The sequence below is a fragment of the Xanthomonas campestris pv. phormiicola genome (assembly GCA_025666215.1).
GTDB lineage: Bacteria > Pseudomonadota > Gammaproteobacteria > Xanthomonadales > Xanthomonadaceae > Xanthomonas_A > Xanthomonas_A campestris_A.
On the sequence record CP102593.1, the window covers coordinates 3689921 to 3715936 of the forward strand.

The 26016-nt window shown below is 70.2% G+C and carries 21 protein-coding genes; 6 read left to right on the forward strand and 15 right to left on the reverse strand.

From position 1 onward, the window contains the following. Nucleotides 1-50: 50 nt before the first annotated feature. On the forward strand, nucleotides 51-845 hold the full coding sequence (gene ccsA, locus NRY95_15300; GenBank protein ID UYC15087.1) for a cytochrome c biogenesis protein CcsA: 795 nt from the start codon (nucleotides 51-53) through the stop codon (nucleotides 843-845). A gap of 159 nt (nucleotides 846-1004) precedes the next feature. Here the strand turns inward: ccsA and NRY95_15305 are convergent, their stop codons facing one another. Next, nucleotides 1005-2057, reverse strand: a complete 1053-nt coding sequence (locus NRY95_15305) for a galactose mutarotase (GenBank protein UYC15088.1) — start codon at nucleotides 2055-2057, stop codon at nucleotides 1005-1007. Between the two features lie 621 nt (nucleotides 2058-2678). On the opposite strand from NRY95_15305, the gene NRY95_15310 reads away from it, so the two are divergent. Continuing rightward, entirely contained in the window at nucleotides 2679-4271 is a 1593-nt protein-coding gene (locus tag NRY95_15310) for an alpha-N-arabinofuranosidase (protein UYC15089.1), read from the forward strand. A gap of 97 nt (nucleotides 4272-4368) precedes the next feature. Here the strand turns inward: NRY95_15310 and NRY95_15315 are convergent, their stop codons facing one another. The 3 genes from NRY95_15315 to NRY95_15325 form a co-directional block, all read right to left on the reverse strand. Continuing rightward, nucleotides 4369-4827, reverse strand: coding sequence for a hypothetical protein (locus tag NRY95_15315; protein ID UYC15090.1), 459 nt, complete (start codon nucleotides 4825-4827; stop codon nucleotides 4369-4371). 128 nt (nucleotides 4828-4955) lie between these two features. Continuing rightward, a complete protein-coding gene (gene fusA, locus NRY95_15320) occupies nucleotides 4956-7010 on the reverse strand; it encodes an elongation factor G (protein UYC15091.1) in 2055 nt (684 codons plus the stop codon). Nucleotides 7011-7236: 226 nt separating this feature from the next. Further along, nucleotides 7237-7596: a hypothetical protein gene (locus tag NRY95_15325; protein UYC15092.1), complete on the reverse strand. Its 360-nt coding sequence runs from the start codon at nucleotides 7594-7596 to the stop codon at nucleotides 7237-7239. A 148-nt stretch (nucleotides 7597-7744) separates the two neighbouring features. Between NRY95_15325 and NRY95_15330 the strand changes: the two genes are divergently transcribed. Both NRY95_15330 and NRY95_15335 read left to right on the forward strand, forming a co-directional pair. After that, nucleotides 7745-8881 carry a DJ-1/PfpI family protein gene (locus NRY95_15330; GenBank protein ID UYC15093.1) on the forward strand — a complete coding sequence of 379 codons (1137 nt, stop codon included), beginning with the start codon at nucleotides 7745-7747 and terminating at the stop codon, nucleotides 8879-8881. A gap of 169 nt (nucleotides 8882-9050) precedes the next feature. Beyond that, nucleotides 9051-10007 carry a DJ-1/PfpI family protein gene (locus NRY95_15335; protein UYC15094.1) on the forward strand — a complete coding sequence of 319 codons (957 nt, stop codon included), beginning with the start codon at nucleotides 9051-9053 and terminating at the stop codon, nucleotides 10005-10007. 95 nt (nucleotides 10008-10102) lie between these two features. On the opposite strand, the gene NRY95_15340 is transcribed toward NRY95_15335, so the two are convergent. Next, nucleotides 10103-11266, reverse strand: coding sequence for a dipeptidase (locus tag NRY95_15340; GenBank protein UYC15095.1), 1164 nt, complete (start codon nucleotides 11264-11266; stop codon nucleotides 10103-10105). Nucleotides 11267-11507: 241 nt separating this feature from the next. On the opposite strand from NRY95_15340, the gene NRY95_15345 reads away from it, so the two are divergent. Further along, complete coding sequence (locus NRY95_15345; protein ID UYC15096.1) at nucleotides 11508-12776, forward strand: cation:proton antiporter; 1269 nt, start codon at nucleotides 11508-11510, stop codon at nucleotides 12774-12776. Between the two features lie 21 nt (nucleotides 12777-12797). Here NRY95_15345 and NRY95_15350 read toward each other — a convergent pair whose 3' ends face one another. After that, on the reverse strand, nucleotides 12798-13730 hold the full coding sequence (locus NRY95_15350) for a LysR family transcriptional regulator (GenBank protein ID UYC15097.1): 933 nt from the start codon (nucleotides 13728-13730) through the stop codon (nucleotides 12798-12800). A gap of 143 nt (nucleotides 13731-13873) precedes the next feature. On the opposite strand from NRY95_15350, the gene NRY95_15355 reads away from it, so the two are divergent. Next, nucleotides 13874-14140, forward strand: coding sequence for a DUF2798 domain-containing protein (locus NRY95_15355; protein UYC15098.1), 267 nt, complete (start codon nucleotides 13874-13876; stop codon nucleotides 14138-14140). Between the two features lie 154 nt (nucleotides 14141-14294). On the opposite strand, the gene NRY95_15360 is transcribed toward NRY95_15355, so the two are convergent. From NRY95_15360 to NRY95_15400, 9 genes are all read right to left on the reverse strand, one after another. Beyond that, nucleotides 14295-15014: a DUF4261 domain-containing protein gene (locus NRY95_15360; GenBank protein ID UYC15099.1), complete on the reverse strand. Its 720-nt coding sequence runs from the start codon at nucleotides 15012-15014 to the stop codon at nucleotides 14295-14297. 98 nt (nucleotides 15015-15112) lie between these two features. Next, the gene (locus NRY95_15365) at nucleotides 15113-15733 is read right to left on the reverse strand and encodes a glutathione S-transferase (protein ID UYC15100.1); all 621 of its coding nucleotides are present in this window, start codon (nucleotides 15731-15733) and stop codon (nucleotides 15113-15115) included. Between the two features lie 215 nt (nucleotides 15734-15948). After that, nucleotides 15949-17856 carry a glycoside hydrolase family 97 protein gene (locus tag NRY95_15370; GenBank protein UYC15101.1) on the reverse strand — a complete coding sequence of 636 codons (1908 nt, stop codon included), beginning with the start codon at nucleotides 17854-17856 and terminating at the stop codon, nucleotides 15949-15951. Nucleotides 17857-17921: 65 nt separating this feature from the next. Further along, entirely contained in the window at nucleotides 17922-19886 is a 1965-nt protein-coding gene (locus NRY95_15375) for a glycoside hydrolase family 127 protein (GenBank protein UYC15102.1), read from the reverse strand. Then, complete coding sequence (yjfF, locus tag NRY95_15380) at nucleotides 19883-20911, reverse strand: sugar ABC transporter permease YjfF (protein UYC15103.1); 1029 nt, start codon at nucleotides 20909-20911, stop codon at nucleotides 19883-19885. Before yjfF ends, NRY95_15375 begins: the two co-directional genes overlap by 4 nt. Next, a complete protein-coding gene (locus NRY95_15385; protein ID UYC15104.1) occupies nucleotides 20908-21963 on the reverse strand; it encodes an ABC transporter permease in 1056 nt (351 codons plus the stop codon). The genes yjfF and NRY95_15385 overlap by 4 nt, the downstream gene beginning before the upstream one ends. After that, nucleotides 21960-23474: a sugar ABC transporter ATP-binding protein gene (locus NRY95_15390; protein UYC15105.1), complete on the reverse strand. Its 1515-nt coding sequence runs from the start codon at nucleotides 23472-23474 to the stop codon at nucleotides 21960-21962. The genes NRY95_15385 and NRY95_15390 overlap by 4 nt, the downstream gene beginning before the upstream one ends. A gap of 12 nt (nucleotides 23475-23486) precedes the next feature. Further along, nucleotides 23487-24479, reverse strand: a complete 993-nt coding sequence (locus NRY95_15395) for an ABC transporter substrate-binding protein (GenBank protein ID UYC15106.1) — start codon at nucleotides 24477-24479, stop codon at nucleotides 23487-23489. Between the two features lie 97 nt (nucleotides 24480-24576). After that, the gene (locus NRY95_15400) at nucleotides 24577-26016 is read right to left on the reverse strand and encodes an aldehyde dehydrogenase family protein (protein UYC15107.1); all 1440 of its coding nucleotides are present in this window, start codon (nucleotides 26014-26016) and stop codon (nucleotides 24577-24579) included.

Below are 26016 nucleotides of genomic sequence, written 5' to 3' on the forward strand. Positions count from 1 at the left end.
CTCGGGGGGCCGCCGCCACGAGCGCAGGCCCGATATGCGAAACTGGCGCGATGCTCATCGTACTGCTCGCGACCTTGCTGTACCTCACCGCCACCGGCCTGCTGGTCGGCTCGGTGGTGCGCGACCGGGTCGAGCGCAGCCGCGGCTGGCTGTGGGCGGCGCTGCCGGCGGTGGCGCTGCATGCGGGTTACCACGTGCAGGTGGCGTTGCACACCGCCGGCGGGCCGGACATGCACTTCTTCGCCGCGCTGTCGCTGGTCAGCCTGGGCATGGCGCTGATGACCGCGCTGGTCGGGGCCAGCGGGCGCATGGCGGCGCTGGGCGTGGTGGTGTTCCCGCTGTCGGCCGCGCTGCTGCTGGCCTACCACTCGCACGGCCACGAGCCGGCGCCGGTGCTGGACTGGCGGCTGCAGTTGCATGCGTGGATGGCGCTGCTGGCCTACGCCACGCTGGGCATCGCCGCGCTGCTGGCGGTGATGCTGTGGCTGCAGGAGCGTGCGCTGCGCCGCCGCGACTTCCATCCGTGGCTGCGCGCGCTGCCGCCGCTGACCGCGCTGGAGACGCTGCTGTTCCGCACCATCGTGGTCGGTTTCATCCTGCTGACCCTGACCCTGCTGACCGGGGTGCTGTTCGTGCAGGATTTCCTGGCGCAGCGGCTGGTGCAGAAGACCGTGCTCAGCGTGCTGTCGTGGATCGTGTTCGGCGCGTTGCTGTTCGGCCGCTGGCGCTACGGCTGGCGCGGCATCAAGGCGGTGCACTGGACCCTGGCGGCGATGCTGTTGCTGCTGCTGGCGTTCTTCGGCAGCAAGTTCGTCATCGAACTGGTGCTCGGGCATCCGCAGTAGCGGCTGCGTGTCGGCATTGGGGGATGCAATGCCTCCCTGTAGGAGCGGCTTCAGCCGCGACGCCGGCGCCGAGGAAATGTCGGTTGCGGAAACGTTCTGTCGCGGCTGAAGCCGCTCCTACAGGAAGCGCGCCGCCTGCCGGCGGCCCTGCATCACACCTCAATCGGCCAATGCCGCCTCCACCGCGGTCCAATCGGCATGCGCGCCGACCTCGGCGAAGCGGTATTCGATGCGGTGCCGGTAGACCTGGCCGGGACGCAGGATGGTGTCGGGGAAGCCCGGCTGGTTCGGCGCATCCGGATAGCCCTGCGGCTCCAGGCACACGCCGCGGCCCAGGCCCGGATGCTGGCGATCCAGCCAGTGCCCTTCGTACAGTTGCAGCGCCGGCATCGCGCTGGCGATGCGCATGGCCACGCCGCTGTGCGGCGAATACAGGATGGCGCTGCAGTCGCGCGGCTCGGCCAGCACCAGGCAATGGTCGTAGCCGCCGCTCAGGCGCAACTGCGGATCGGCCGCGCCGTCCTTGTCGGCGATCGCGCGCGGGCGGCGGAAGTCGAACGGCGTGCCGGCCACCGCGGCGACCTCGCCGGTCGGCAACAACGCCGCGTCGGCCACCGGCAGGTAGCGGTCGGCCGGCACGCGCAGCCACTGCGCGGCGGCCGCCACGCCGGCATCGCCGGCCAGGTTGAAGTACGGATGATGGGTGAGATTGAGCGGGGTCGGCGCATCTGTCTGCGCAGCGAACTGCAGTTCCAGGGTGCGCCCGTGCACGCTGAACTCGGCGCTGACCTGCACGTTGCCCGGATAGCCTTCCTCGCCGGCCGGCGAGTCGTAGCGCAACTGCAGGCTGCGCTCGGACTGCGCCTGCACCGACCACACCCGGCGCCCGAATCCGCACGCGCCGCCATGCAGATGATTGGCGCCTTCGTTGGCGGCGACCGCGTAACGCTGCCCGTCCACGCTGAACGCCGACCCGGCGATGCGGTTGCCGAAGCGGCCGACCAGCACGCCGAGATAGGCCGGGTCGTGCAGGTACGCGTCCAGCGTCGGCAGCCCGAGGACCAGTTCGGTGCGGCCGCGCGCAGTCTCCAGGCTCAAGCCGCGCAGCAGGCCGCCATAGGTCAGCACTTCCGCGCGCAAGCCGGCGCCGCTGTCCAGGAGCAAGCGTTGGATGGCGGTACCGTCGGGAAGCTGGCCGAAGATCGATGACATGCGGGGTCCTTTGTAGGCGCGTGCGGAGTCCACGCGTGCCACGCAGCATAACCAGCGCGGCCGCTCGCAAGCCATCGCCGCGCAGGTTGGTGCATCGATGCACCACGCCGCGTGCTTGCGACTGCGATCACGCGCCACGACGAAATGGGTGCGAGGCGCACTCCATGCACGATCTGCGGCATCGCATCATTGCAATCCCCATATCGATACGCCGATTTAAATCATTGGTCGGCTATCTGTCGCTCGCCTATCCTCGATGCGCGAATCGGGGAGCGCAACGGGACGGCGCGGCGACCACGTCAGCGGACAGCCGCGCCAGCGATGCGAATCGGCTATAGCAGCGAGGATTTAAGTCATTGGTCGCAACGCGCCGGCCTGCCTATGCTCGAACCGCGGCCGGGGGCTGCCGCAGCGCCGCACCCTCACCGATCACAAGGACTGCGATCTGCGCCGATACCGCCACCACGCCGCGCCCTGCCACCCACGACTGCCGCTGCGCGCCGCAGCGGCCCCGTGCAGCGCCGATCCCGTGCATGCGCCGCGTGCGGCCGGCACCGCCCCTCATCACCGACGCGGCGTCCTTGCACGGCTCCGCCGCCCCATCCACTTAGGAGACCCACGATGCTCTCGACCCGCTCACTGAAGAACGCCGCGCTGCGCTGGCGGCGACGCCTGCCGCTGGCCGTCGCGGTGGCCGCGCTGACCTTCGGCGCCGGCCTGGCGCAGGCCGCCGACGTCCAGGTGCGCGGCACGCTGCATGCCGATCAGCCGAGTGCGCAGGTCTCGCGCAACCTGTTCGGCCAGTTCGCCGAACACCTGGGCAATGGCATCTACGGCGGCGTGTGGGTCGGACCGGACTCGAAGATCCCCAACACCCGCGGCTACCGCAACGACGTGGTCGCGGCGCTGAAGGCGCTGGAGGTGCCCAACATTCGCTGGCCCGGCGGCTGCTTCGCCGACGAATACCACTGGCGCGACGGCATCGGCCCGCGCGCCAGGCGCCCGACCAGCATCAACACCCACTGGGGCGGCGTCGAGGAACCCAACAGCTTCGGCACCCATGAGTTCATGGACTTCACCGAGCTGGTCGGCACCCAGGCCTACGTGGCCGGCAACGTCGGCGACGCCGCGCCGGACGAGATGGCGCAATGGGTCGAGTACATGACCGCGCCGACCAAGTCGACGCTGGCCAACCAGCGCCGCGGCAACGGCCGCGACGCGCCGTGGAAGGTGCCGTACTTCGGCGTCGGCAATGAGCTGTGGGGCTGCGGCGGCAACATGCGCGCGGAATACGCCGCCGACGTGTACCGCCGCTACCAGACCTTCGTCAAGGCGCCGGCCGACCAAAAGATCATGAAGATCGCGCCCGGCCCCAACGAGGGCGATTATCACTGGACCGAAGTGATGATGCGCGAAGCCGCCAAGTTCATGGACGGCATGAGCCTGCACTACTACACCGTTCCCGGCGGCTGGCCGCCGCGCGCCTCGTCCACCGATTTCGACGAGACCGCGTGGATCGAGACGCTGTCGCGCACGCTGCTGATGGACGAACTGATCAGCAAGCACAGCGCGATCATGGACAAGTACGACCCGGGCAAGAAGGTGGCGCTGGTGGTGGACGAATGGGGTACGTGGTACGGCGGTCTGCCCAACGTCAACCCAGGCTTCCTGCGCCAGCAGAACACGCTGCGCGACGCGCTGGTGGCCTCGCTCAACCTGGATATCTTCGTCCAGCATGCCGACCGCGTGCGCATGGCCAACATCGCGCAGATGATCAACGTGCTGCAGGCGATGATCCTCACCGACGGCGACAGGATGCTGCTGACCCCGACCTACCACGTGTTCGCGATGTACAAGCCGTACCAGGACGCGACCGCGCTGCCGCTGCAGATCAAGGCGCCCGACTACAGGCACGGCGAGTACACGGTGCCGTCGGTGCACGGCTCGGCGGTCAAGGCGAAGGATGGCCACGTGTATGTGGCGCTGACCAATCTCGACCCGAACCGCGCCGCGGAGGTGGTGGTGAGCGTGGACGGCGTGCAGGCCAGCGGCGTCAGCGGACAGATCCTCACCGCGCCGAAGATCACTGCGCTCAACACCTTCGAACAGCCGCAGGCGGTGAAGCCGGCGGCCTTCGGCGGCGCCAGCCTGCAGGGCGGCACGCTGACCGTGGCGCTGCCGGCCAAGGCGATCGTGATGCTGAAGCTGCACTAGTCGCGGACGCCTTCGCGCCTACCCTCCCGCTGCAGGGCGCGGGCAGGTCGTCCGAACCACGCCGGCGCAGGTCGGCGTGTTTTTTTATGCGCTGCGCTTATTCCGGCGCGTTCGACAGCCGCGCGAACAGCGAATCGCCGTCCGGCGAGATCAGGTCGCTGACCGCCCAACAGCCGTTGCCGCGGCGCTGCAGTTCGATCTTGACCGAGCCGTCGCCACCGAGCGCCAGCCGATAGTCCATGCGCACTTCCAGCACGGTGGCCAGGGACCCGCCGGACACCAGGGTGAAGCGCGGCGCGCCGTCGATGGCGCCCTCCGCATCGGTCCACGGGTCGTAGCCCAGGCGGCAGTCGCCCTTGCGCTTGGTACAGCCAAGTCCCGTCTCGAGCGCATGGGCGAAGGGCGGTGTCAGCAAGCCATCCAGGTCCTGCGGCCGCCGATAGAAATCGCGCGCCTGGTACAGCCGCTCGGCCACCTGCAGCGGCGTCTGGCACGGCGGCGCCTGCGCCGCGGCGAGCGCAGGCAGCACGGCAAGGATGGCAACGAGTCGACGCATGCGCGGCTCCGGTGTCGGGGGCGCCTATGAAGCCCGGATCGCGGCGCACGCGCAAGCGCCGGGCAAAAAAAGAGGAGCCGGCGAACCGGCTCCTCGACTTCGTACAGTACTTCTCGCAGACGGGCGATCTACGCCGCCCTGACCGCCTCGTAGCCGTCGAAGGTCATGCTCGCCGACGCGCGCCCCTGGGTCAGTGAGCGCAACGCAGTGGTGTAGGCCTGCAGTTGCGCCAGCGGCGCGTGCGCGACCACGTCCGCGCGCGTGCCGTACTCCTGGATCGCCACGACGCGCCCGTCGCGCCGCTGCAGATCGCCGAGCACGTCGCCGACGCTGGCCGCCGGGGTGTCGATCGCCAGCGCCATCACCGGCTCCAGCAGCAGCGTGCCGGCCTGCGCCAGCGCCGCCTTCACCGCGTCCGACGCCGCACGCTGGAACGCCAGGTCCGACGAATCCACCGCGTGCGCCTGGCCATCGACCAACGCCACCTCCACCCCGACCACCGGGTAGCCGCGCGGGCCTTGCGCCAATGCCGCGCGCACGCCCTTCTCGGTCGCGGCGACGAAGGCCTTCGGCACCACGCCGCCGCGGCTGCGGTCGGTGAAGGTGACCTCGCCGTCCGCGCGCGGCACGATGTCCAGCACCACCTGCGCGAACTGGCCATGGCCGCCGTTCTGCTTGGACAGCCGCCCGGCCACGCCCAGCGCCGCGGCGCGCAGCGTTTCCTGGTAGGCCACGCGCGGCGCACCGGTGCGCACGTGCACCTGCCACTCGCTGCGCAGGCGCTCCACCATCACCTCCAGGTGCAGCTCGCCCATGCCCCAGACCAGGGTTTCGCCGGTCTCGGCATCGCTGTCGACGCGCAACGAGGGATCCTCCTGCGCCAGCCGCGCCAGTCCCTGCCCCATCCGCACCAGCTCCGCGGCATTGGCCGCGCCCAGCCGCCACGCCAGCACCGGCGGCTGCGTGCGGATGCTCTCCAGCACCCAGCGCGCGTCGCCGCCGCTGAGCGTCTCGCCGCTGGCCGCCTCCTTCCAGCCGAGGATGGCCACGATCTCGCCGGCGCAGGCCTGCGCCACGTCATGGGTGCGCTGCGCCTGCACCACCGCCAGCCGCCCGACCCGGCGCAGACGCCGCGCCTGCGACGTCCACACCATGTCGCCGACGCGCAAGGTGCCCGCATACACGCGCACGAAGGCCAGCGGCCCCTGCGCGGTATGCGCGACCTTGAACACCAGCGCCGCCAGCGCGGCGGACGGATCCGGCGCCAGCTGCACGGCATGAGCGCCGCTGGCGTCATCGACGTCGCGCGTCGCCGCGACCGGCGGGCGGTCCAGCGGCGACGGCAGCCAGTCGACGATCGCGTCCAGCAACGGCTCGATGCCCTTGCTCTTGAATGCCGAGCCGGCCAGCACCGGCACGCCGGCGCCGGCCAGGGTGGCGCGGCGCAGCGCGGCGCGCAGCGCGTCGTCGTCGATCGCACGCTCTTCCAGATAGGCCTGGGCCAGCGCGTCGTCGTGCTCGGCCACCGCGGCGATCAACTGCTCGCGCGCCGCGGCGAACGCGGCGCTGTCGTCCGCGCTCCATGCGCGTACGCTCAGGCGCCCGTCGCCGTCCCACGCCAGGACGCGGCGGCCGACCAGGTCGACCCAGCCGTCGAAGCCGGAATCGCCCGGCAGCGGCACGCCGACCGCCCACACCGTGGCGTCGAGCTTGCTGCGCAGCTGCGCCAGCACGCCCTCGAACGAGGCGCCGGCGCGGTCCATCTTGTTGACGAACGCGAGCAGCGGCACGCCGTGCCGGCGCGCCTGGCGCCACACGGTTTCCGATTGCGGCTGCACGCCGTCGACCGCGGAGAACACCGCGACCGCGCCGTCGAGCACGCGCAGCGAGCGTTCCACCTCGATCGCGAAATCGATGTGCCCGGGAGTGTCGATCAGGGTGAGCCGATGCGCCGGCTGCCCGCGCGGCGCCCACTGCGCCTGCACCGCGGCCGCGCCGATGGTGATGCCGCGGGCGCGTTCGATGTCGGAGAAATCGGTGGTGGCGGCGCCGTCGTGGACTTCGCCGACGCGATGGATCGCGCCGGTCGCCCACAGCAGGCGTTCGGTGAGGGTGGTCTTGCCGGCGTCGATGTGGGCGATGATGCCCAGGTTGCGCCAGCGGGAGAGGGTTTGGGTGTTCATGAGATGGGTTCCAGATGCCAACGCGGGGAAGCCGCATGCCCCGGTTGGCGACTGGGCATGCGGCTAGGTTTTCGGTTCGGCGGCGTAGTGCATGGCACGTTCTCCTTCGCATCGGTTCGGTGAAGTGGGGAAGCTGGAAAAAAGGCAATAAAAAAGCACCCATCGGGTGCTTGTCTGCGGCGGATCGGCGGCGGCGGAGCGCTACGGCTCGGCTCGGTCCATCCCGTCAGGCAGGCGCACCCGGCCCGCGCTGATGCGCAGGGCGTCGGTCGGCAATATCAGCAGCGGTGCGTGCGACATGGAAGGGCGGGCGATACGTGGACGAGGGCGCAAGTCTGGACCCGCGCCGCAGGCGGGTCAATGCATTCGGCGCATCGCCGCTGGAACAGTCAAGCGCGGCGCGTGCAACGACGCGACCGGGCCGCTCGCCGGTGTTGTCGCGACGCGTGTCCAGGCGGCTGATATGAGCCAGCTGCGACTGGCAGCTGTGCTCGGCCAGGAACGGCAGCACGTCGATGCCATCGCCCGCCCTTGTCGGCCAACGCGCCATGTCGCGAGCGGGCTTGTTGCGCGAATGCGCGAACACCGCGCTGCAGCCTGCATGGACGACGCTGGACGGGAAAGAGCTTCCGGAACCCCTCGCTTCCCTTCCTGGCAGAAAATGATGGAAGATCGACCTTTAAGCCAAGCGTGAATCCCGAGAGAGTGGGACCCCAACCACATCGGATTTCACCATGTCGCACCATCCCCGTCGCCGCTCCCGCATGGCCCTTTTCGCCGTCGCCGGCCTCTTCGCTGTCTGTGGATCGATTGCCGCCGCCGGTTCTCCGGCGACAGCGCAGCCAGAGAATGCGCGGGCGACGGGCTTGCCGATCGTCCACGTCCGCAAGCATCCGGACGCGCTCCCGGTGGTGGTCGTGGTTGCCCAGGACAAGGCCGTGCTGTCGGACTTCGTCGTGCCATACGGCGTCCTGGCGCAATCCGGTGCGGCAACCGTGATCGCCCTGAACATGACCGACCGTCCGTTGAAGGCCGGCCCGCTCACGCTGTTGCCCGACATGACCGTCTCCGCGTTCGACAAGGCCTACCCCGATGGGGCCGACTATGTGATCGTCCCGGCGACGGCGGACAAGCATGCCGAGGAAACGGCCTGGTTGCGGGCACAACGCGCGCACGGCGCAGCGCTGGTGTCGATTTGCGACGGCGTCGAGCTGCTGGCGGAGATCGGCGCGCTCGACGGTCGCCGCGCCACGGGCCACTGGGCCTCGCTGCGGGACCGTCGCAAGCACTACCGGCAGGTCACCTGGCTGACGAACCTGCGCTATGTGGCCGACGGCGATGTCGCCTCGAGCGCCGGGGTCTCTGCCGCGCTGCCGATCAGCCTCGCACTGGTCGAGACGATCGCCGGGACGCAAGCGGCGCGCGCGACCGCCGAGCGCCTGGGCGTTGCGTCATGGGAAGCCGCACACGACAGCGACATGTTCAAGGTTCTCCCGACGGACCAGGCCACGCACCGCGCCAACATGCGCGTCGAGCGCGAAGACGTGGTGGCGCTGGAGGTGCGGGACGGCGACGACGAGGTGGCGTTGTCGCTGCACGCCGAAGCATGGTCGCGCACGATGCGCAACGAAGTCCGGATTGTCTCCGACACGGCCGGTCCGGTAAGGCTGCGCGGCGGCCTGCGCGTGCTGACCCAGGCGGCTGCGTCCCCGACTGCGGACGTGCGCATCGCATTGGCCGCGGCCGCCCCTGCCGGCACGGCGCTTCCTGCCGCTTTCGATCTGATCGCCGAGCGTTACGGCAGCGGCACCGCACGTCTGTCCGCGCTTGCCATGGAATATCCGTGGGGCGACCTGAAGGCGGCACGGTGACATGCGCGCCCCCCCCACTCGGCGTTATCCGGTCCAGGGCACATGGTGGCCACATGCCGCGATCGGACAATAGCCCATGACGTCTTTGCCAGCGCGGAGCGCTCCAGCTGTCCTAGATGGAAAGCCGATCGGCATCGGTCACGTGGGACAGCCGCACGGACCGCTGCGCGTGGTGCTTCTCGCCTACGACGGGATGAACCTGCTCGACCTCGCCGGTCCGTTGCAGGCGCTGACCACGGCCAACCGGGGCGCGGGACCGGGCGCGCCGGCGCGGTATGACACGATCGTGGCATCGGCACAGGGCGGCCCGATTGTCACCGGGTCGGGCTTGCCCGTGGTCACCGTCCCGGTCTGCGCGCTGGCGAACGTCGCGATCGATACGCTGATCGCGCCGGGCGGCTGTGCGGGCGACGAGTTCGAGGTCACGCCCGCCTTGCGTGATTTCATCGCCGCGCGCGCCGGATCGGTGCGCAGGCTCTGCTCCGTCTGTACGGGCGCGTTCCTTCTGGCAGCCGCCGGCCAGCTCGATGGACGGCGCGTGGCGACGCACTGGGCCTGGCTCGATAAATTGAAGCGCCGGCATCCGGAACTGGAGGTCGATCCGGACAGCATCTTCATCCGCGACGGCAATCTGTGGACTTCGGCCGGGGTGAGTGCGGGAATCGATCTCGCCTTGGCGCTGATAGAGCAGGACTATGGCCCGCGCGTCGCGATCGACGCCGCCAGACAGCTGGTGGTCTTCATGAAGCGCGCCGGCGGGCAATCGCAGTTCAGCGTGCCGTTGGCGGCGCAGGCGCGGGATCGTGCCTTCGTCGAGCTGCACGCGTGGATGGCGGCGAATCTGGGCGCGGACCTGTCGGTCCCGCAGCTCGCGGAGCGTGCAAACATGGCGCCGCGAACCTTCGCGCGCATCTATGCTGCCAAGGTGGGGCGCACGCCCGCCAAGACGGTCGAGTTGATGCGGCTCGAGGCGGCATGCCGCGCGCTGGAGGAAACCGGGCTGCCCCTGAAGAGCATCGCCTTGCAAGTGGGCTATGGCGACGAACAGCAGCTGCGCCGCGCGTTTCGACGCCAGTTCGGCACCAATCCAGGCACGCATCGCTCGCGCTTCTCAACCCATCCCTAGGCATCGAAGCGGAGCGAAAGCGGCCCGCTTGAGGAACGATCAGAGCAAGCACGAAAGCCTGAAAGACGGCATATGCCTATGCCTACCGGCGCGCCTCAGGCCGCGCAGATCTCGCCGAACACCCGGTCGAAGTTCAGCCCAAGCACCTTCTCGGTCACCCGTGCGCTGTAGCCGTGGCGCAGCAGGCCATCGGCGACGCGTTCGAGCTTGCGCACGCTGTTGACGTCGGGCAGGTACGGGGTGCGGTTCTCGCCGGGCGCGCCGACGCCGTCGTGGCGGCGCTGCTGCATCAGCGTGTCCATCTCGCGGATGTCCTGCTCGGTGACCGGGAAGAACATCGAATCGGTACCGATGCCGACGTGGTCCTCGCCGCATACGTCCAGCGCATGCAGCATGTGCCGCAGATAATCGGCCAGCTGCGGCTGGCGGCTGTCCTCGGTCAGGAACGGCAGCATGTAGATGCCCATCACCCCGCCCCTGTCGGCCAGCGCGCGCATGTCGCGGTCGAGCTTGTTGCGCGGATGCGCGAACACCGCGCTGCAACCGGCATGGGTGAAGACTGCCGGCCGCCGCGACAGCGCGATGCCGTCGCGGGTGGTCTGCGCGTTGGCATGGCTCAGGTCCAGCGCCACGCCGAGCCGGTTCATGCGCGCGATCGCCTCGCGCCCGAGCGCGGTGACGCCGCCGGCGTCGCCGTCCAGGCAACCGGTACCGAACGGCGAGGCATGGTTGTAGGACAGCTGCATCACGCGCACGCCGAGCTGGCGGAACAGGTCGATACGCTCCGGCTTGTCCTCCAGCATCGCGGCCGCTTCGAAGGAGAAGATCAGCGCGATCCGGCCCTCGCGCCTGGCCCGCCGCAGGTCGTCGTGCTGCAGCACTTTCAGGAAGTGCTGCGGATAGGTTTCGACCAGCGCCTGCGCGGCGGCGATGTCCTTCACCGCCGCCTCGAAGTCGCCGTCGGCATCGCCCAGCGTGGTCTTCAGCGCGGTCACGCCGGAACCGCGCAACTGGCGCAAGCGTTCGGCACTGTCGCCGTCGCTGGCCAGCTGGCCGATCGAGGCCAGGGTGTTGGCGTCGAGCACCAGGGCGCGGCGATACAGCGCCTGCGCGTCGCTTGCGCCCACGCCGTGGTCGGCCGTGTCCTTCACCGCCCTTGCCACGGCGCCGCTTGCCGCCGCCGTGCCGGGCAGCAGCCCCGCCAGCAGTGCGCTGCCGGAAAGACCCAGCCATTGCCGCCGCGTCCATGCTTCGCTCATCGCCCTCTCCCGCTGCAATCAAGTGATGACGCCCGTGGCCACCGAGCGCCGGGCGCGCCGCCCCGCATAGCACTGCATCCGGGGCACGGCGGTCAGTGCCGAAAGTACCGTCGGCCGCGCGCTGCGGCGCCCGCGACGCCGCCCGGCCGCGCCGGCCGGCGCGCGGCGCGGGCGGCGGGCATGCGTGGCTTTCTCCGCGTCGCGCTCCTATCATCCGCCGACATATCAAGGATGCGTGCCGATGACCACACCGCAGATGTCCGTCTATTTCTTTCTGCAGGCGGCGGCGATCCTCCTGGTCTGCCGGCTGGTCGGCCTGCTGGCCAGGCGCGTGGGCCAGCCGCAGGTGGTGGGCGAAATGATCGCCGGCGTGGCGCTGGGGCCGTCGCTGTTCGGCTGGCTGCTGCCGGACGTGCAGCAGGCGCTGTTCCCCAAGCAGACCCTGGACATGCTGTACGTGGTCGCGCAGTTCGGCGTGGGCCTGTACATGTTCCTGGTCGGCACCGACTTCCGCGGCGACCATTTCCGTGCGCGCTACCGCAGCGCGATGAGCGTGTCGCTGGCCGGCATCGCGGTGCCGTTCCTGCTCGCGTTCGCGCTGGTGCCGTGGCTGCTGCACACCCCGGGCCTGTTCTCGGCCAAGGCCAAGATCCTGGAAGCCTCGCTGTTCCTGGGCGCGGCCATCGCCATCACCGCCTTCCCGATGCTGGCGCGGATCATTCACGAGCGCGGCCTCACCGGCAGTTCGCTGGGCACGCTGGCGCTCACCGCCGGTGCGGTGGACGACGCCGCGGCCTGGTGCATCCTGGCGATCGTGCTGGCCAGTTTCGGCGGCAGCTGGAACAGCGCCTACCTGGCGATCGGCGGCGGCGTGGGCTACGCGCTGTTCATGCTGCTGGTCGGCCGCCATTGGCTGCGCCGCCTGGCCGATCACGTGCGCCCCGACCAGCCGCTCAGCGCCAGCGTGCTGGCGGTGGTGCTGATGCTGTTCTGCCTCAGCGCCTGGGCGATGGACGCGATCGGCATCCACGCGGTGTTCGGCGGCTTCCTGCTCGGCGCCTGCCTGCCCAAGGGCGCATTGACCGAGAAGCTGCGCGAGCAGCTGCAGCCGTTCGTGGTGGTGTTCCTGCTGCCGATGTTCTTCACCTTCTCCGGGCTCAAGACCCAGCTCAGCGTGCTGCTGGACCCGCAGATCCTGATCGCCGCGGTGGCGATCCTGCTCGCCTCGTTCCTGGGCAAGGGCATCGCCTGCTGGGCCGCGGCGCGCGTCAGTGGCGAGAACAACCGCGATGCGATGGCGATCGGCGCGCTGATGAACGCACGCGGGCTGATGGAACTGATCATCATCAACATCGGCCTGCAGGCCGGGGTCATCGAGCAGGGCCTGTTCTCGATCCTGGTGTTGATGGCGATCGTGTCCACGCTGATGGCCACGCCGCTGTTCAACTGGGTGATGCGCCGCGCCGCCGCACGCGAGGCGGCGCCGGCGGTGGCGGGCGGCAGGCTGTAACGCCCCGCCCGCAGTGCGGGCCTACGCCGACGCCACGCGCCACGCCGGCGGCAGGCCGGCGACCAGGTGCTCCTGCAAGGCGCGTACCTTCGGGGTGAAGTCGCGGCGGTCGGCCACGCACAGGTACAGCCGCATCGGTTCGGGCGCGGCGTGGACCGCACCGGTTGCGTCGTATTCGAACAAGGCGCGCAACGCGCCGCGCTGCAGGTACGGCTGCGCCACGAACGCCGCCAGCCGGGTGATGCCGCCACCGGCCGCGGCCATGCCGGCGAGCGCATCGATGTCGTCGCCGACCAGCGCCGGCGTCACCTCGGCATCGAAACGCAACCCGTCGCGGACGAAACCCCAGCGCAGGTAGCGGCCGTCCACCGCCCAGCGCAGCAGCAGGCAGGCGTGGTCCTTCAATTGCTCCGGCGTGGTCGGCATGCCGGCACGCGCCAGGTACTCCGGCGCCGCGCAGAACACGAACGGCACCGCGGCGATGCAACGCGCGACCAGCCCGTCCTGCAGCTGCGGCTCGATGCGGATGCTGACGTCCACGCCTTCCTGCGCGTGGTCGACGCGGTGATCGGCGCTCAGCAATTCGATCGACAGGCGCGGATGCCGCGCCGCCAGCGCCGGCAGCAGCGGCGCCAGCACATGCCGGCCGAACGCGGCGGTGCTGGCCACGCGCAGCCGCCCTTCCGGCTCGGCCTGCGGATCGGCGACCGATTGCCGCGCGCGCTCCAGATCCAGTTCGACCTGCCGCACCTGCTGCAGATACAGCGCGCCGCGCTCGGTCAGCGCCAGGCTGCGCGTGCTGCGGTTGAACAGGCGCACGCCCAGATGCGCTTCCAGCCGCGCGATGTTCTGGCTCACCGCCGCCGCGCTCACGCCCAGGGTCTTGGCGCCGCCGGCGACGCTGCCGGCCTCGGCGGTGTGGATGAAGCTGCGGATGGACTGGAGAAGGTTCACTACGCAAACAGCTATACGCGATGCATTCGTAAGTTGCAGTTTACAAAGTCGCAAGCCGCCCTCGCCTACTGGCGCTGCGATCGGCTTGCTAACGTGCCGCCTGCCGAGCCGTCCGGCCCGCAACGACCACCGAGGCATCGCCCATGCAGGATTTCGACATCGCCGCGCCACGCCGCCTGAACCTGGGCGTGCGCGCCACCCCGTTCGTGTTCGCCTTCTACATGGCCACGATCATGGCCATGCTGATGTGCCTGGTGATCACCGCGGCCAATGCCGGGCTCGGCGAGGACTATCTGCAGCGCGTGTTCGGGGCGTACCGGCTGGCGATGCCGACCGCGTTCTGCTGCATCCTGGTGGTGCGGCCGCTGGTGATGCGGCTGGTGGCGGCGACGGTGCATCCGCCGCGTTGAGCGTTTTCGCCTCGTGCATTGCGGTCGGCAGCGTGGCGTGGACGATCGTCGCGACGCGGCCTATCGATGAAGCCCTGTCGCGGCCGATGGCCCGAGGCCACCTGGAGCCGCTCCGGCAAGTGCGGTGGTCTGCCGCGCATCCTGAACCGCCGACTCACACCGGCGTCAGCCGCCATAGCCCGTAGGGATTGGCGAACAGGTCGCCGGGCTGGAACTGGGTGCTGGGTTCGGCCTCGATCCGGTAGCGCGGCGTATCCTCCGCGATGGCGAAGGTGTGGCCCTCGCGTATCGGCGGCGCTTCGGTGAACAGATACCAGGTGAAGGTGTGCAGCAGCGCCACCGGATCGGGCGACGCCTGCGCATCGACGATCGCGTCCTTCATGCCGAAGTGATGCATGCCGCAGGAATGGACCTGCTCGCCGGTGACGTTCAACACATACGCACGATGGGCGCTGAAAAAGGACAGGTCCGCGCACAGCTGGCGCCATGCCCCTGGACCGTGGGCGACGCCGCTGCTCTCGACCTTCACCCCCAGGCCGCCGGCGTCCAGCAGCGCCGCGGCCGCCAGCATCATCGCCTCGGCACGCCCCCTGGAACCGCCAGCGCCGATCAGGTACACGACCGAGGCATGCGCGTGGATACGCGCCATGTCGTCGGAATCGAGCCAATGCGGCCCGGCGGCGGCGAATGCGGCCGCCATGCGCGGGTCGTGCGGCTCGTATTCCAGTTCGAACGCATCGCCGCTTTCCATGTGCAGCAGGACCCGCCCGGCGAACAGATAGCCGCCGCTGTCGTGGACGATCCGCGCGAGCAGCTCCGCGCGGTCCTGCCACGGACCGGGAATGCACAACACGATTTTCGGGGTGTCGATCAAGATGGCGGCTCCTTGCCGTCAGATGCCGGGCGCGCTCGCCCGGAAGGGCGGCCGCCGCGAAAACGGCGAGGCCGCGCGGGCCGGAGAAAAGGCCATGCTCAGGTCAGCGCCGTCATCACGCCCTTGCGGTAGGCCGGGCGCTGTTGCAGCCGCGCGTACCAGTCCTGCAGATGCGGCAGCGCCGGCCGGTCGATCGGCATCTCGAACCAGGCGTAGGCAAAGCTGCCCAGCGGGATGTCGCCCATCGCGAACTGCGCGCCCGACAGCCACGGCTGCTGCGCCAGTGCCGCATCGGCGATGCCCAGCAGTTCGCCGCAACGCGCCAGCGCAGCGGCGATCCTGACTTCGTCGCGCGCCTCGGGCGCGGCCCGCAGCGTGCCCCAGAACAGATCGCGGAAAGGACCGGCGAAGATCGAGGTGGTCCAGTCCATCCACTTGTCGCCGAGCGCGCGCGCGGCCGGATCTTCAGGGTACAGCGTGCCCGGCGCGTAGCGCGCGGCCAGGTAGCGCACGATGGCGTTGGATTCCCACAGCGCCAGGCCGTGGTCCTCGATCGCCGGCACCAGGCCGTTGGGATTCAACGCGCGGTAGGCCGGATCGGCGGTCTTGCCGAACGCGCCGCCGACCTCGATCGATTCGTACGCCACACCGACTTCCTCGGCGCACCACAGCACCTTGCGCACGTTGCTCGAATTGTGTCGTCCCCAGATCTTCAGCATGGCAGCGCTCCTGTCGCGAGCGCCAATTCTATGCTGCCGCATCCGTCGCTGCGACGCCGATGCGTGCGAGTGCGGCCATCGTGCCGCCGCTGCAATGGCGCGGATTCAGCCTGAGCCGACGGCGCGGCATCGAATCCCGGGCACCCCCGCCATCGCCATCGGCAGGCGCTGTTGCCGCCGTGCGTCTGCCTGCGCACGGGCGGCGGCGAGCGCGCTCAGTCGAACTGCAACACGAAGCCGCCGCGCGCCGGCAATGCCACCTCGACGGTCTGCGCCGGCGGCACGTCGATACGGCGACCGGTCAGCCCCAGCGGGCCGTCGCCATCGACGATCAGGCGTGCGCCACGCCCGGCCACCCCCAGCTCCGCCAGGTTCAGGCGCAGCGTGCGCGGCTGCGCATCGGCATTGATGCCGGCCACGTACCAGCGCGCGCCGCCGCGCCGCGCGAACACCGCGAAGCGCCCGGGATAGCCGTCCACATAGCGGCTGTCGTCCCACACCGCGGGCAGCTCGCGCAACAGCGCACGCACGTCCGGCGCGGCTTTTTCCAGATTCTCGGGGGTCTCGGCGTAATGCTGGATGCCGGACACGAACAGCACCGTCTCGGCCAGCTCGAAGCCCGGCGTGGTGCGGCGCTGCACCTTGTCGTTGAGTTTGACCAGGGCCAGCGGGGTGAAGTCCATCGGGTCGAACACGTTGCGCGCGAACGGCAGCATCGCCGCATGCGCCGGCACCTGGTCGGCATTGGCCTGCTCGAAGGTGGCGAATTCCAGCCCGCGCACCGCCTCCATCGTCATCAGGTCCGGCCATGTGCGCTGCCAGCCGCGCGGCAAGGTGGCGCCATGGAAGTTCAGCAGCAGGCCGTACGGCGCGGCGTCCTGCATGATGTCCAGGTAGTAGCCGATCATCGACTGCCCGTCGCCGCCGAAGAAGTCGATCTTCACCCCGGCCACGCCCATCGCCTTGAGCCGTCCGAACTCGCGGAGGCGGCTGGCGTGGGTCAGCATGCGGTCGCGCGGAGTCTGCGGCGTGTCGTTCCAGCTGCCGGCCGAGTTGTACCAGAGCAGGATGGCCACGTGCTTGCCGTGCGCGTAGTCGATCAGTTCGCGCATCCTGTCTTCGCCGATCTGCGTGTCCCACAGGGCATCGATCAAGGTGTAGCGCCAGCCCATGCGCGCGGCGAAGTCGATGTAGCGCTTCTGCACGGCGAAGGTGGTGGCGCCATCGCCGAGCAGCGGCCAGCTCCACGCCGCCTTGCCCGGCTGCGGCGGCGCGACCGGCGCGGCCGCGGGCGGGTCGGCCAGGTCGGTGCCGAGCGTGGACTCGGCGATGGTCTTCAGGCTGCCGACCGCGACGATGCGCCACGGCGAGCGCCACGGCAGCGCGAAGCGCGGATTGGCGGCGCCGCCGGGCAGCACCTCGCGCGGATCGGGCATGCCGATCGCGTACTCGCCGGGCGCGTCGGCGACATCGCGCAGGCGGCTGCCGGCGTGGCCGCGGCCGAGCGCGCCCTCGCTGAGCAAGACCCAGTCCGCGCCATTGCCGAACAGCGCCGGATACACCCAGCCGGCCGCCAGCGGCGACGGTGTCCCCACGGCGATGTCCTGCAGGTAGTACTCCTCGTAGGAGGGATTGGTCCTGCCGAATCCGGTCTTGGCCGGCGACATCGGCTGCAGCCAGGCGCGCGTCTGCGCCGCGAAGCGGAACGTGGTGGCGTCCTCGCGCAGCTGGCGGATCGTCGCGTCGCGCTGCGGGAAGCCGTAGCGGAACGCGACGCCGTCGTCGGAGACCTGGAATTCGATCTGCAGGCGCTCGCCCTCGGCGCCGCGCCAGGAGAACACGCGCCGGTTGGCGCGGTAGTCGTTGATCCGGCGCTTGCCGGTGAGCAGTTCGTAGCGATCGTGCACCGCGGCGACCGGCGACACCGCGAGCAACTGCAGGCCCTTGGAAAAATCGGCATCGTCGCGGACCAGGCCGAGCCGCGAGCGCAGCAGCACGTCGCGCCCCTCGCGCAACACCCGGTAGTGCGCGCTGCCGGCCTCGTCCACGCTCACCTGCGCGCGCAGCGTGGCGTCCGGGCTGAGCACCTCGCCGACCATGCGCTCGGCGGCCAGCGCTGGCAACGCGCACAGCAGCAGCGCGCCTATCGCCGCGAGTGCCGCCGGCGCCCGGCACCGGCGGCTCGGAACTACGGATTCTTTTCCCATGCCGGCCTCGCTCGGCAATAGACCGCATAACGCTCGTGGGCGATACGGTAAAACGGCAGCAGGGTGATCGGGCCTTCGATGCCGTCGGCCTCGAACACCTGGACCTGGCCTTCGCGCTTGCGCGCCCACAGTGCGTCCGGCGCGAAGTAGACCGCCGGCAACTGGCGGCCGACGATGCGGTTCACCGACGGCCGCTGGTCGCAGACGTGCAGCTGCGCCGGATCGATGCCGTCGCTGCCTAGCTGCGCGGCCAGCACCAGCGGACCGTACATCATCGCCTGCAGGCTCGGTTCGTCGGGCAGCGGCGCGGCATGCAACGCCATCGGCAGATCGAGTTCGATGCGGTCGCCGTCGGCGAAGCGGCGCTGCAGCACCAGGTAGCTGCCCGGGGTCGCCGACACCGCCTGCGCCTTGCCGTTGATGCGCAGGCCAACGCCCTGCGTGGCCCAGTACGGGACGCGCAGGCGCAGCGTCATCTGCTGCGCGCGCCTGCACTGGAATTCGAGCGCGGTGCCCTCCTGTTGCGGGAACCGCGTGCGCTGGGTAACGCGCAGGCCGCGCTCGGGCCAGTCCAGCTGCGAGGCGATGAACAGGTTGACGGTCAACCCGGCATCGTCGCGGAAGTAGATGCTGTCGTTGCTCTTGGCGAACTCCTCCACGCCGGTGCCGGTGCAGCACCAGAACGAGGCGAACGGCGTGCCGTACAGCTTCCAGTAGCCGGCATCCATCGGCACGAAGTACATCAGCATGCCGGCTTCGTCCTGGGTGCCCAGGCGCGCGTTGAACAGCACGCGCTCGTAGTAGTCCATCAGCGCCGCGTCCGGCTGCCAGGTGTACAGGTGCCGGGTCAGCTTGAGCATGTTGTAGCTGCAGCAGCACTCGTGGCTGTGCCCGCTCAGGCGCCCGGCGAAGTGGTCCGGCTTGCCGAACAGCTCGTAGTCGCTGGTACCGCCGGTGCAGTAGGCATGGTGGCCGCTGACCGTGCGCCAGAAGAAATCGGCGATGTCGCGCTGGCGCGGGTCGCCGTCGATCTCGTAGGCGCGTGCGGCGGCGACGATCTTCGGGATCTGGGTATTGGCGTGCTGGCCGTTCAGCGCGTCGCGCTGCTGCGCCAGCGGTTCGAGCAGCGCGGGCTGCGCGTAGCGCGCGGCCCAGCGCCGGTAGTTCGGATCACCGCTGAGCAGGTACAGCTCCAGCAGCGATTCCTGCACGCCGCCGAACTCCACGCCAAGGATGCGCTGCCACTGCGCGTCGTCGCAACCGTCCATCCACGCGCCCAGCCAGTCGGCAAAGCGCTGCGCGGTGCGCAGCGCCTGCGCATTGCCGGCATGGCGGGCCATGTCCAGGTGCCCGGCCAGGATCTTGTGCGCGGTGTAGATCGGCACCCACACGTACTCGCCGCGGCGAAGTCGGTCGTAGAACGAGGACGGATACGCGCCCAGGTAACCGTCTTCGCGCTGGCAACGCGCCAGTTCGGCGACCAGCGCATCGGCCTTGTCCTTTATTGCGGCATCGCCGGTAGAGGCGTACAGCAGCGCGCAGGCGGACAGATAATGGCCGCCGGCGAAATGCCCGCGCAGCTCGCCCTGCGGCGATTCCCAACCGCCCAACGGTTCGGCATCCGAGGCCAGGCCCGCGGCGAGCCGGAAACTGTGCAGCAGGCGCGCGTTGGGAATCGACATCAGGTAGCGGCGGTCGCGCGCGCGCGCCTGCAGGAACGGACCGTCGAGCAATTGCACCTGGCCCAGCGCGAACGGCTGCTCGCGCAATTGCACCGCTGGCTGCCGTTTCGCGGCGGCCGGCGCAGCCGATGGCGTCACGGCCAGCGCCTCGCCCTGCGCCAACAGCCCCAGCGCGGCCAGCGAGGCGCCGCCGTAGTGCAGGAAATCGCGCCGTGTGCAGGCCAGGCCCGCGCCTTCATGGTCCGCGCCTTCATGTTCCGTCATGCGTCCGCTCCCGAGTCCGGCGTGCGCCGGGTCAATACGCGCTGCAGCAGGCAGAACACCAGCAGCAGCGCACCGATCACGATGCGTGTCCACCACGAGCTGAGCGTGCCGTCGAACACGATCAGGGTCTGGATCACGCCGAGGATCAGCACGCCGAACAGCGTGCCGATCACATAGCCGCTGCCGCCGGCCAGCAAGGTGCCGCCGATCACCACCGCGGCGATCGCATCCAGCTCCAGGCCCAGCGCATGCAGGCTGTAGCCGGACAGCATGTAGAACGTGCACACCACCCCGGCCAGCGCCGAACAGAAGCCGCTGAAGGCGTACACCTTGATCTGCGTGGCGGCCACCGGCAGCCCCATCAGCCGCGCCGAGGCCTCGCTGCCGCCCAGCGCGTACACGCCGCGGCCGAAACGCGTGCTGTGCGCCAGCCACATGCCCAGCGCCACCGTGGCCAGCGCGATCAGCGCGCCGATCGACAGCGAGGCGCCGGCGCCGATCGGCACCCGGAACTGGGCGATGGCCACGTACAGCGCATCGTCGATCGGGATCGAATCGACGCTGATCAGATAGCTGGCGCCGCGCGCCAGGAACATGCCGGCCAGGGTCACCACGAACGGCTGCAGCCGGTAGCGCTGGATCAGCATGCCCATGAACGCGCCGAACAGCGCACCGAGCAGCAGCACCAGCGCGATCGCCGCCAGCGGCGGGCAGGCGTGGCGTTGCACCAGCGCGGCCGACAGCACCGTGGTGAAGGCGATCACCGCGCCCACCGACAGGTCGATGCCGCCGCTCAGGATCACGAACGTCATGCCGACCGCGGCGATGCACAGGAAGGCGTTGTCGATCAGCAGATTGGCGAACACCTGCGGCGACAGGAAGCCGTCGTAGAGCGCGCCGCCGGCGCCGGCCATGGCCACGAACAGGGCCACGGTGATCGCCAGCGGCAGGCGCGCGCCGTGCAGCAGCGTGCCGGCGCGGCGCAGGCCGCGCGCGGTCTGGACCGGTACGCCGGCCACGCTCATCGCCCCGCTCCCGGCTCGGCACGCCGCACCCAGCCGCGCACGCTGGCGCGGAACTGCGGCGATTGCAGCAGCATCACCGCGAACACCAGCAGCGCCTTGATCAGCATGTTGACCTGCGCCGGCACGCCGATCGCGTAGATCGTCGCGGTCAGGGTCTGGATGATCAGCGCGCCGATCAGGCTGCCGGCCAGGCTGAAGCGGCCGCCATCCAGTAGGGTGCCGCCGAGGGTGACCGCCAGGATCGCGTCCAGCTCCATCAGCTGGCCGGCGTTGTTGGCGTCGGCGCTCTTGACGTTGGAACTGATCAGCAGCCCGGCCAGGCCGGCGCTGAACGCGCAGAACACGTACAGCAGCACCGCGATCAACCGCGCCTTGACCCCGGCCACGCGCGCCGCGCGCGGGTTGTGCCCGATCGCGCGCACGAACAGGCCCAGCGCGGTGCGCCCGAGCAGCAGCTGCAACACCACGAACACGGCCGCGACCACGAACAGCGCGAACGGCAGGCCGAGCAGGAAGCCGTTGCCGAGATAGAAATACGGCGGGGAGTAGATGGTCAGGATCTGGCCGTCGCCGATCAGCTGGGCCACGCCGCGCCCGGCCACCATCAGGATCAGCGTGGCGATGATCGGCTGCATGCCGACCTTGACCACCAGCAGGCCGTTCCACAGCCCGCACGCGGCGGCGACCAGCAACGGCGCCACGATCACCGCCCACAGCGGGAAGCGGCTGTGCTCGCCGCCGCCGATCATCCACGCCGCCACCGTCGCGGCGATCGCCACCACCGCGCCGACCGAGATGTCCAGGCCGCGCACCGCGATCACCAGGGTCATGCCCAGCGCGACCAGCGCCAGCGGCGCGGCGCGGTTGCCGATGTCCACCAGGTTGCCGTACAGGTGCCCGTCGCGCCATTGCAGCGCCAGGAAACCGGGATTCCACAGGCCGTTGCCGAGCAGCAGCAGCGCCAGCGTCGCCAGCGGCCAGAACAGCGGATGGGCGGCGATGCGCGCCGGCCACCGCGGCGCGCTCGGCGATTGCGTGGCCGCCGCGCTCATGCCGCCGCGCTCCCGGCGATCAGCTCGAACACCGCGCGCTCGCCGCAGCCGCCGGGCAGTTCGCCGACCAGGCGCCGTTCGCGCAGCACGGCGATGCGGTCGGCGATGCGCTCGATCTCGGCGACTTCGGCGGAAATGAACAACACCGCCATGCCCTCGCGGGCCAGCGCCAGGATGCGGGTCATGATGTCCTGCTTGGCAGCGATGTCGATGCCGCGGGTGGGTTCGTCGAGGATCAGCAGCCGCGGCCGCGTCGCCAGCCAGCGCGCCAGCACCACTTTCTGCTGGTTGCCGCCGGACAGCAGCCCGACCGGCGTTTCCACGCTGGCGGTCTTGATGCCCAGCGCGTCCACGTAGCCCTGCGCGATGCGCACCTGCTCGGCCAGCGGCAGGAACCGGCGCAGGCCCATGCGCGCCTGCAGCGCCAGCACGATGTTCTCGCGCACCGACAGCTCGGCGACGATGCCCTCGGTCTTGCGCTCTTCCGGGCACAGCGCCAGGCCGTGGCGGATGGCGTCGGGCGGGCCGCGCAGCGCCACGTCGCGCCCGTCGATGGACAGCTGGCCGCAATCGGCGCGGTCCAGGCCGAACAGCAGCCGCGCCAGTTCGGTGCGGCCGGCGCCGAGCAGGCCGGCCAGGCCCAGCACCTGGCCGCGGCGCAGTTGCAGGTCGAGCGGATGCAACTGGCCGCGCCGGCCCAGCCCCTGCGCCTGCAGCAGCACCGGCGCGGCTTCGGCCGGCGCGGCGTCCACCGCCGCGGCGGCCGCGGCGGCCACGTCCAGTTCGCGCCCGACCATCGCCGCGATCAGCCGCGGCGCCGGCAGGTCGGCGGCCAGGTATTCGCCGACCAGGCGGCCGTTGCGCAGCACGCTGATGCGGTCGGACACCGCGTACACCTGGTCGAGGAAATGGGTGACGAACAGGATCGCCATGCCCTGCTCGCGCAGGCCGCGCATCACCCGGAACAGGTCGGCGACCTCGCCTTCGTCCAGGCTGGAAGTGGGTTCGTCGAGGATCAGCACCCGTGCCGACACGCTCAGCGCGCGCGCGATCGCCACCATCTGCTGCACCGCCACCGGATAGGCGGACAGCGCGCGGCGCACGTCGATGGCCACGCCCAGCCGCTGCAGGCACTCGTGCGCCTCGCGCTCGACCCGGCGCCAGTCGATGCGCCGCGGCCAGCCGGTCAGCGGATAGCGGCCGGCGAAGATGTTCTCGGCCACCGACAGGTTCGGGCACAGGTTCACTTCCTGGTACACGGTGCTGATGCCCAGCTGCTGCGCCTGCAGCGGCGAGGCCGGCGCGATGGCGTCGCCGCCCAGCGCCATGCGCCCGGCATCGGCCGCGACCGCGCCGGTCAGCAGCTTGATCAGGGTCGACTTGCCGGCGCCGTTCTGGCCCATCAGCGCGTGGATCTCGCCGCCGCGCAGGCACAGCGCCACGTCCTCCAGCGCGGCGACGCCGGCGTAGGCCTTGCTCAGTCCCTGCGCGTGCAGCACCACCGGCTTCATCGGCAGGCTCCGTCAGTACTTGCGCTTGGGCAGCTCGGCGGCGGCCTGCTCCTGGGTATAGACCGATTCCTCGACCACGATGCGCTTGGGCAGCGGCTTGCCGGCCTTGACGTCGCCGATCGCCTGCACCAGTTGCGGGCCGAGCAGCGGATTGCACTCGACGGTGACGTTGAGCTTGCCGGCCTGCATCGCCTCGAACGCGCCCTTCACCCCGTCGATGGAGATCACCAGGATGTCCTTGCCCGGCTTCAGCCCGGCTTCCTCGATCGCCTGGATCGCGCCGATCGCCATGTCGTCGTTGTGCGCGTACAGCACGTCGATGTTGCGCCCTTCCGACTTCAGGAACGCCTCCATCACCTCCTTGCCCTTGGCGCGGGTGAAGTCGCCGCTCTGCGAGCGCACCACCTGGAAGCGCGGGTTGGCCGCGATGATCTCCTTGAAGCCCTTCATGCGGTCGATCGCCGGCGCCGAGCCCACCGTGCCCTGCAGCTCGACGATGCGCACCGGCTTGTCGCCGTCCTTCAACGGCGATTTCTCGAGCAACCAGCGCCCGGCCTTGCGCCCTTCCTCGACGAAGTCCGAGCCGATCAGCGTGGCGTACAGGCTGTCGTCGGACACCTTGACCGCGCGGTCGGTCAGCACCACCGGGATGTTCGCCGCCTTGGCCTCGCGCAGCACCGTTTCCCAGCCGGATTCGACCACCGGCGAGAACGCGATCACATCCACGCGCTGGGCGATGAACGAGCGCAGCGCCTTGATCTGGTTCTCCTGCTTCTGCTGCGCATCGGAGAACTTCAGTTTCATCCCGGCCTGCTCGATCGCCTGCTTCACCGAAGCGGTGTTGGCGGTACGCCATTCGCTCTCGGCGCCGACCTGGCTGAAGCCGACCGTGATCTGGCCGTGCTTGGCGGCCGCGTCCTTGCCGCCGCCGGAACACGCGCTCAACGCCGCGCCCAGCAGCACCGCCATCCCCAGTACCGCTGCACGCACTCCCGACTTCTGCATAACCCCTCCTCGTTCGTTGCACGCTGGCGGTCGCGCGGCGTTCGGGCCGCGGCGGCCGCCCACCCTCCCAGGCAGGCGCGCGAATGGATCGATCAGTTCATCCCGCGAATGTATAGGCCGTCTTGACCGTCGTATAGAACTCCACCGCATAGCGGCCCTGCTCGCGCGGACCGTAGCTGGAGGCCTTGCGCCCGCCGAACGGCACGTGCGGATCGACCCCGGCGGTCGGCAGGTTGACCATCACCATGCCGGCCTGCGCATGCCTCTTGAAATGCGTGGCGTGCTGCAGCGAACGGGTGGCGATGCCGGCGCACAGGCCGAACTCGGTATCGTTGGCCAGCGCCAGCGCATGCTCGTAGTCGTCGGCCGGCATCACCGCCGCGACCGGGCCGAACACTTCCTCGCGCGCGATGCGGTGCTGCGGCTGCGCGGCGATCAGCGCCGGGCGCATGTAGTAGCCCTGGTGCCCGCATTCCAGTGCGTCGCCGCCGTATACCAGCTCGGCGCCTTCTTCCTGGGCGATGCGCACGTAGTCGCGGTCCTGCGCGAACTGGTTGGCGCTGGCGACCGGACCGATGTCGATGCCGGGGCTCAGCGCGTGGCCGATCTTCAGCGTGGCCAGGCGCTTGCACACGCGCGCGACGAACTCCTCGTACACCGCGCGCTCCACGATCAGCCGGCTCGACGCGGTGCAGCGCTGGCCGGTGGAGAAATACGCGCCGTTGACCGCGATTTCCACCGCCAGCTCCAGGTCCGCATCGGCCAGCACCACCAGCGGATTCTTGCCGCCCATTTCCAGCTGGATCTTCAACCCGCGTGCGGCGGCCTGCTTGAGCAGGTGGTTGCCGGTGGGCACCGAGCCGGTGAAGCTCAGCGCGTCGATGCCGCGCTCGGCCACCAGCGCCTGGCCGACGCTGCGGCCGCTGCCGATCACCAGGTTGAACGCGCCGCTGGGCAGGCCGGCGCGGCTGAGAATCTCGGCCAGTGCCCAGGCGCAGCCGGGCACGATCTCGGCCGGCTTGAACACCACGGTGTTGCCGTAGGCCAGCGCCGGGGCGATCTTCCACGCCGGGATCGCCAGCGGGAAATTCCACGGCGCGATGATGCCGACCGTGCCGACCGGCTCGCGGGTGATCTCCACGTCCACGCCGGGGCGGGTGGAGGCGAGTTTCTCGCCGGGAATGCGCAGCGCCTCGCCGGCGAAGAACTTGAAGATCTGCCCGGCGCGCGCGGCCTCGCCGATGCTCTCCGGCAGGGTCTTGCCTTCCTCCGAGGCCAGCAGCGTGCCCAGCTCCTGCTTGCGCGCCAGGATCTCGCTGCCGACGAAGTCCAGCGCGTCGGCGCGCTGCTGCGGCGTGCTCGCCGCCCACTTGGCCTGCGCCGCGTTGGCCGCGGCGATCGCGCCGCGCACCGCGTCGGCGTCGACGCTGCCGGCCTCGCCGACCGGCGCGGACAGGTCCGACGGATTCTCGTCCGCCGCGCTGTCGCTGCCGGCCACCCACTGGCCGTCGATATAGCTCTGGAAACGCTGGCTCAT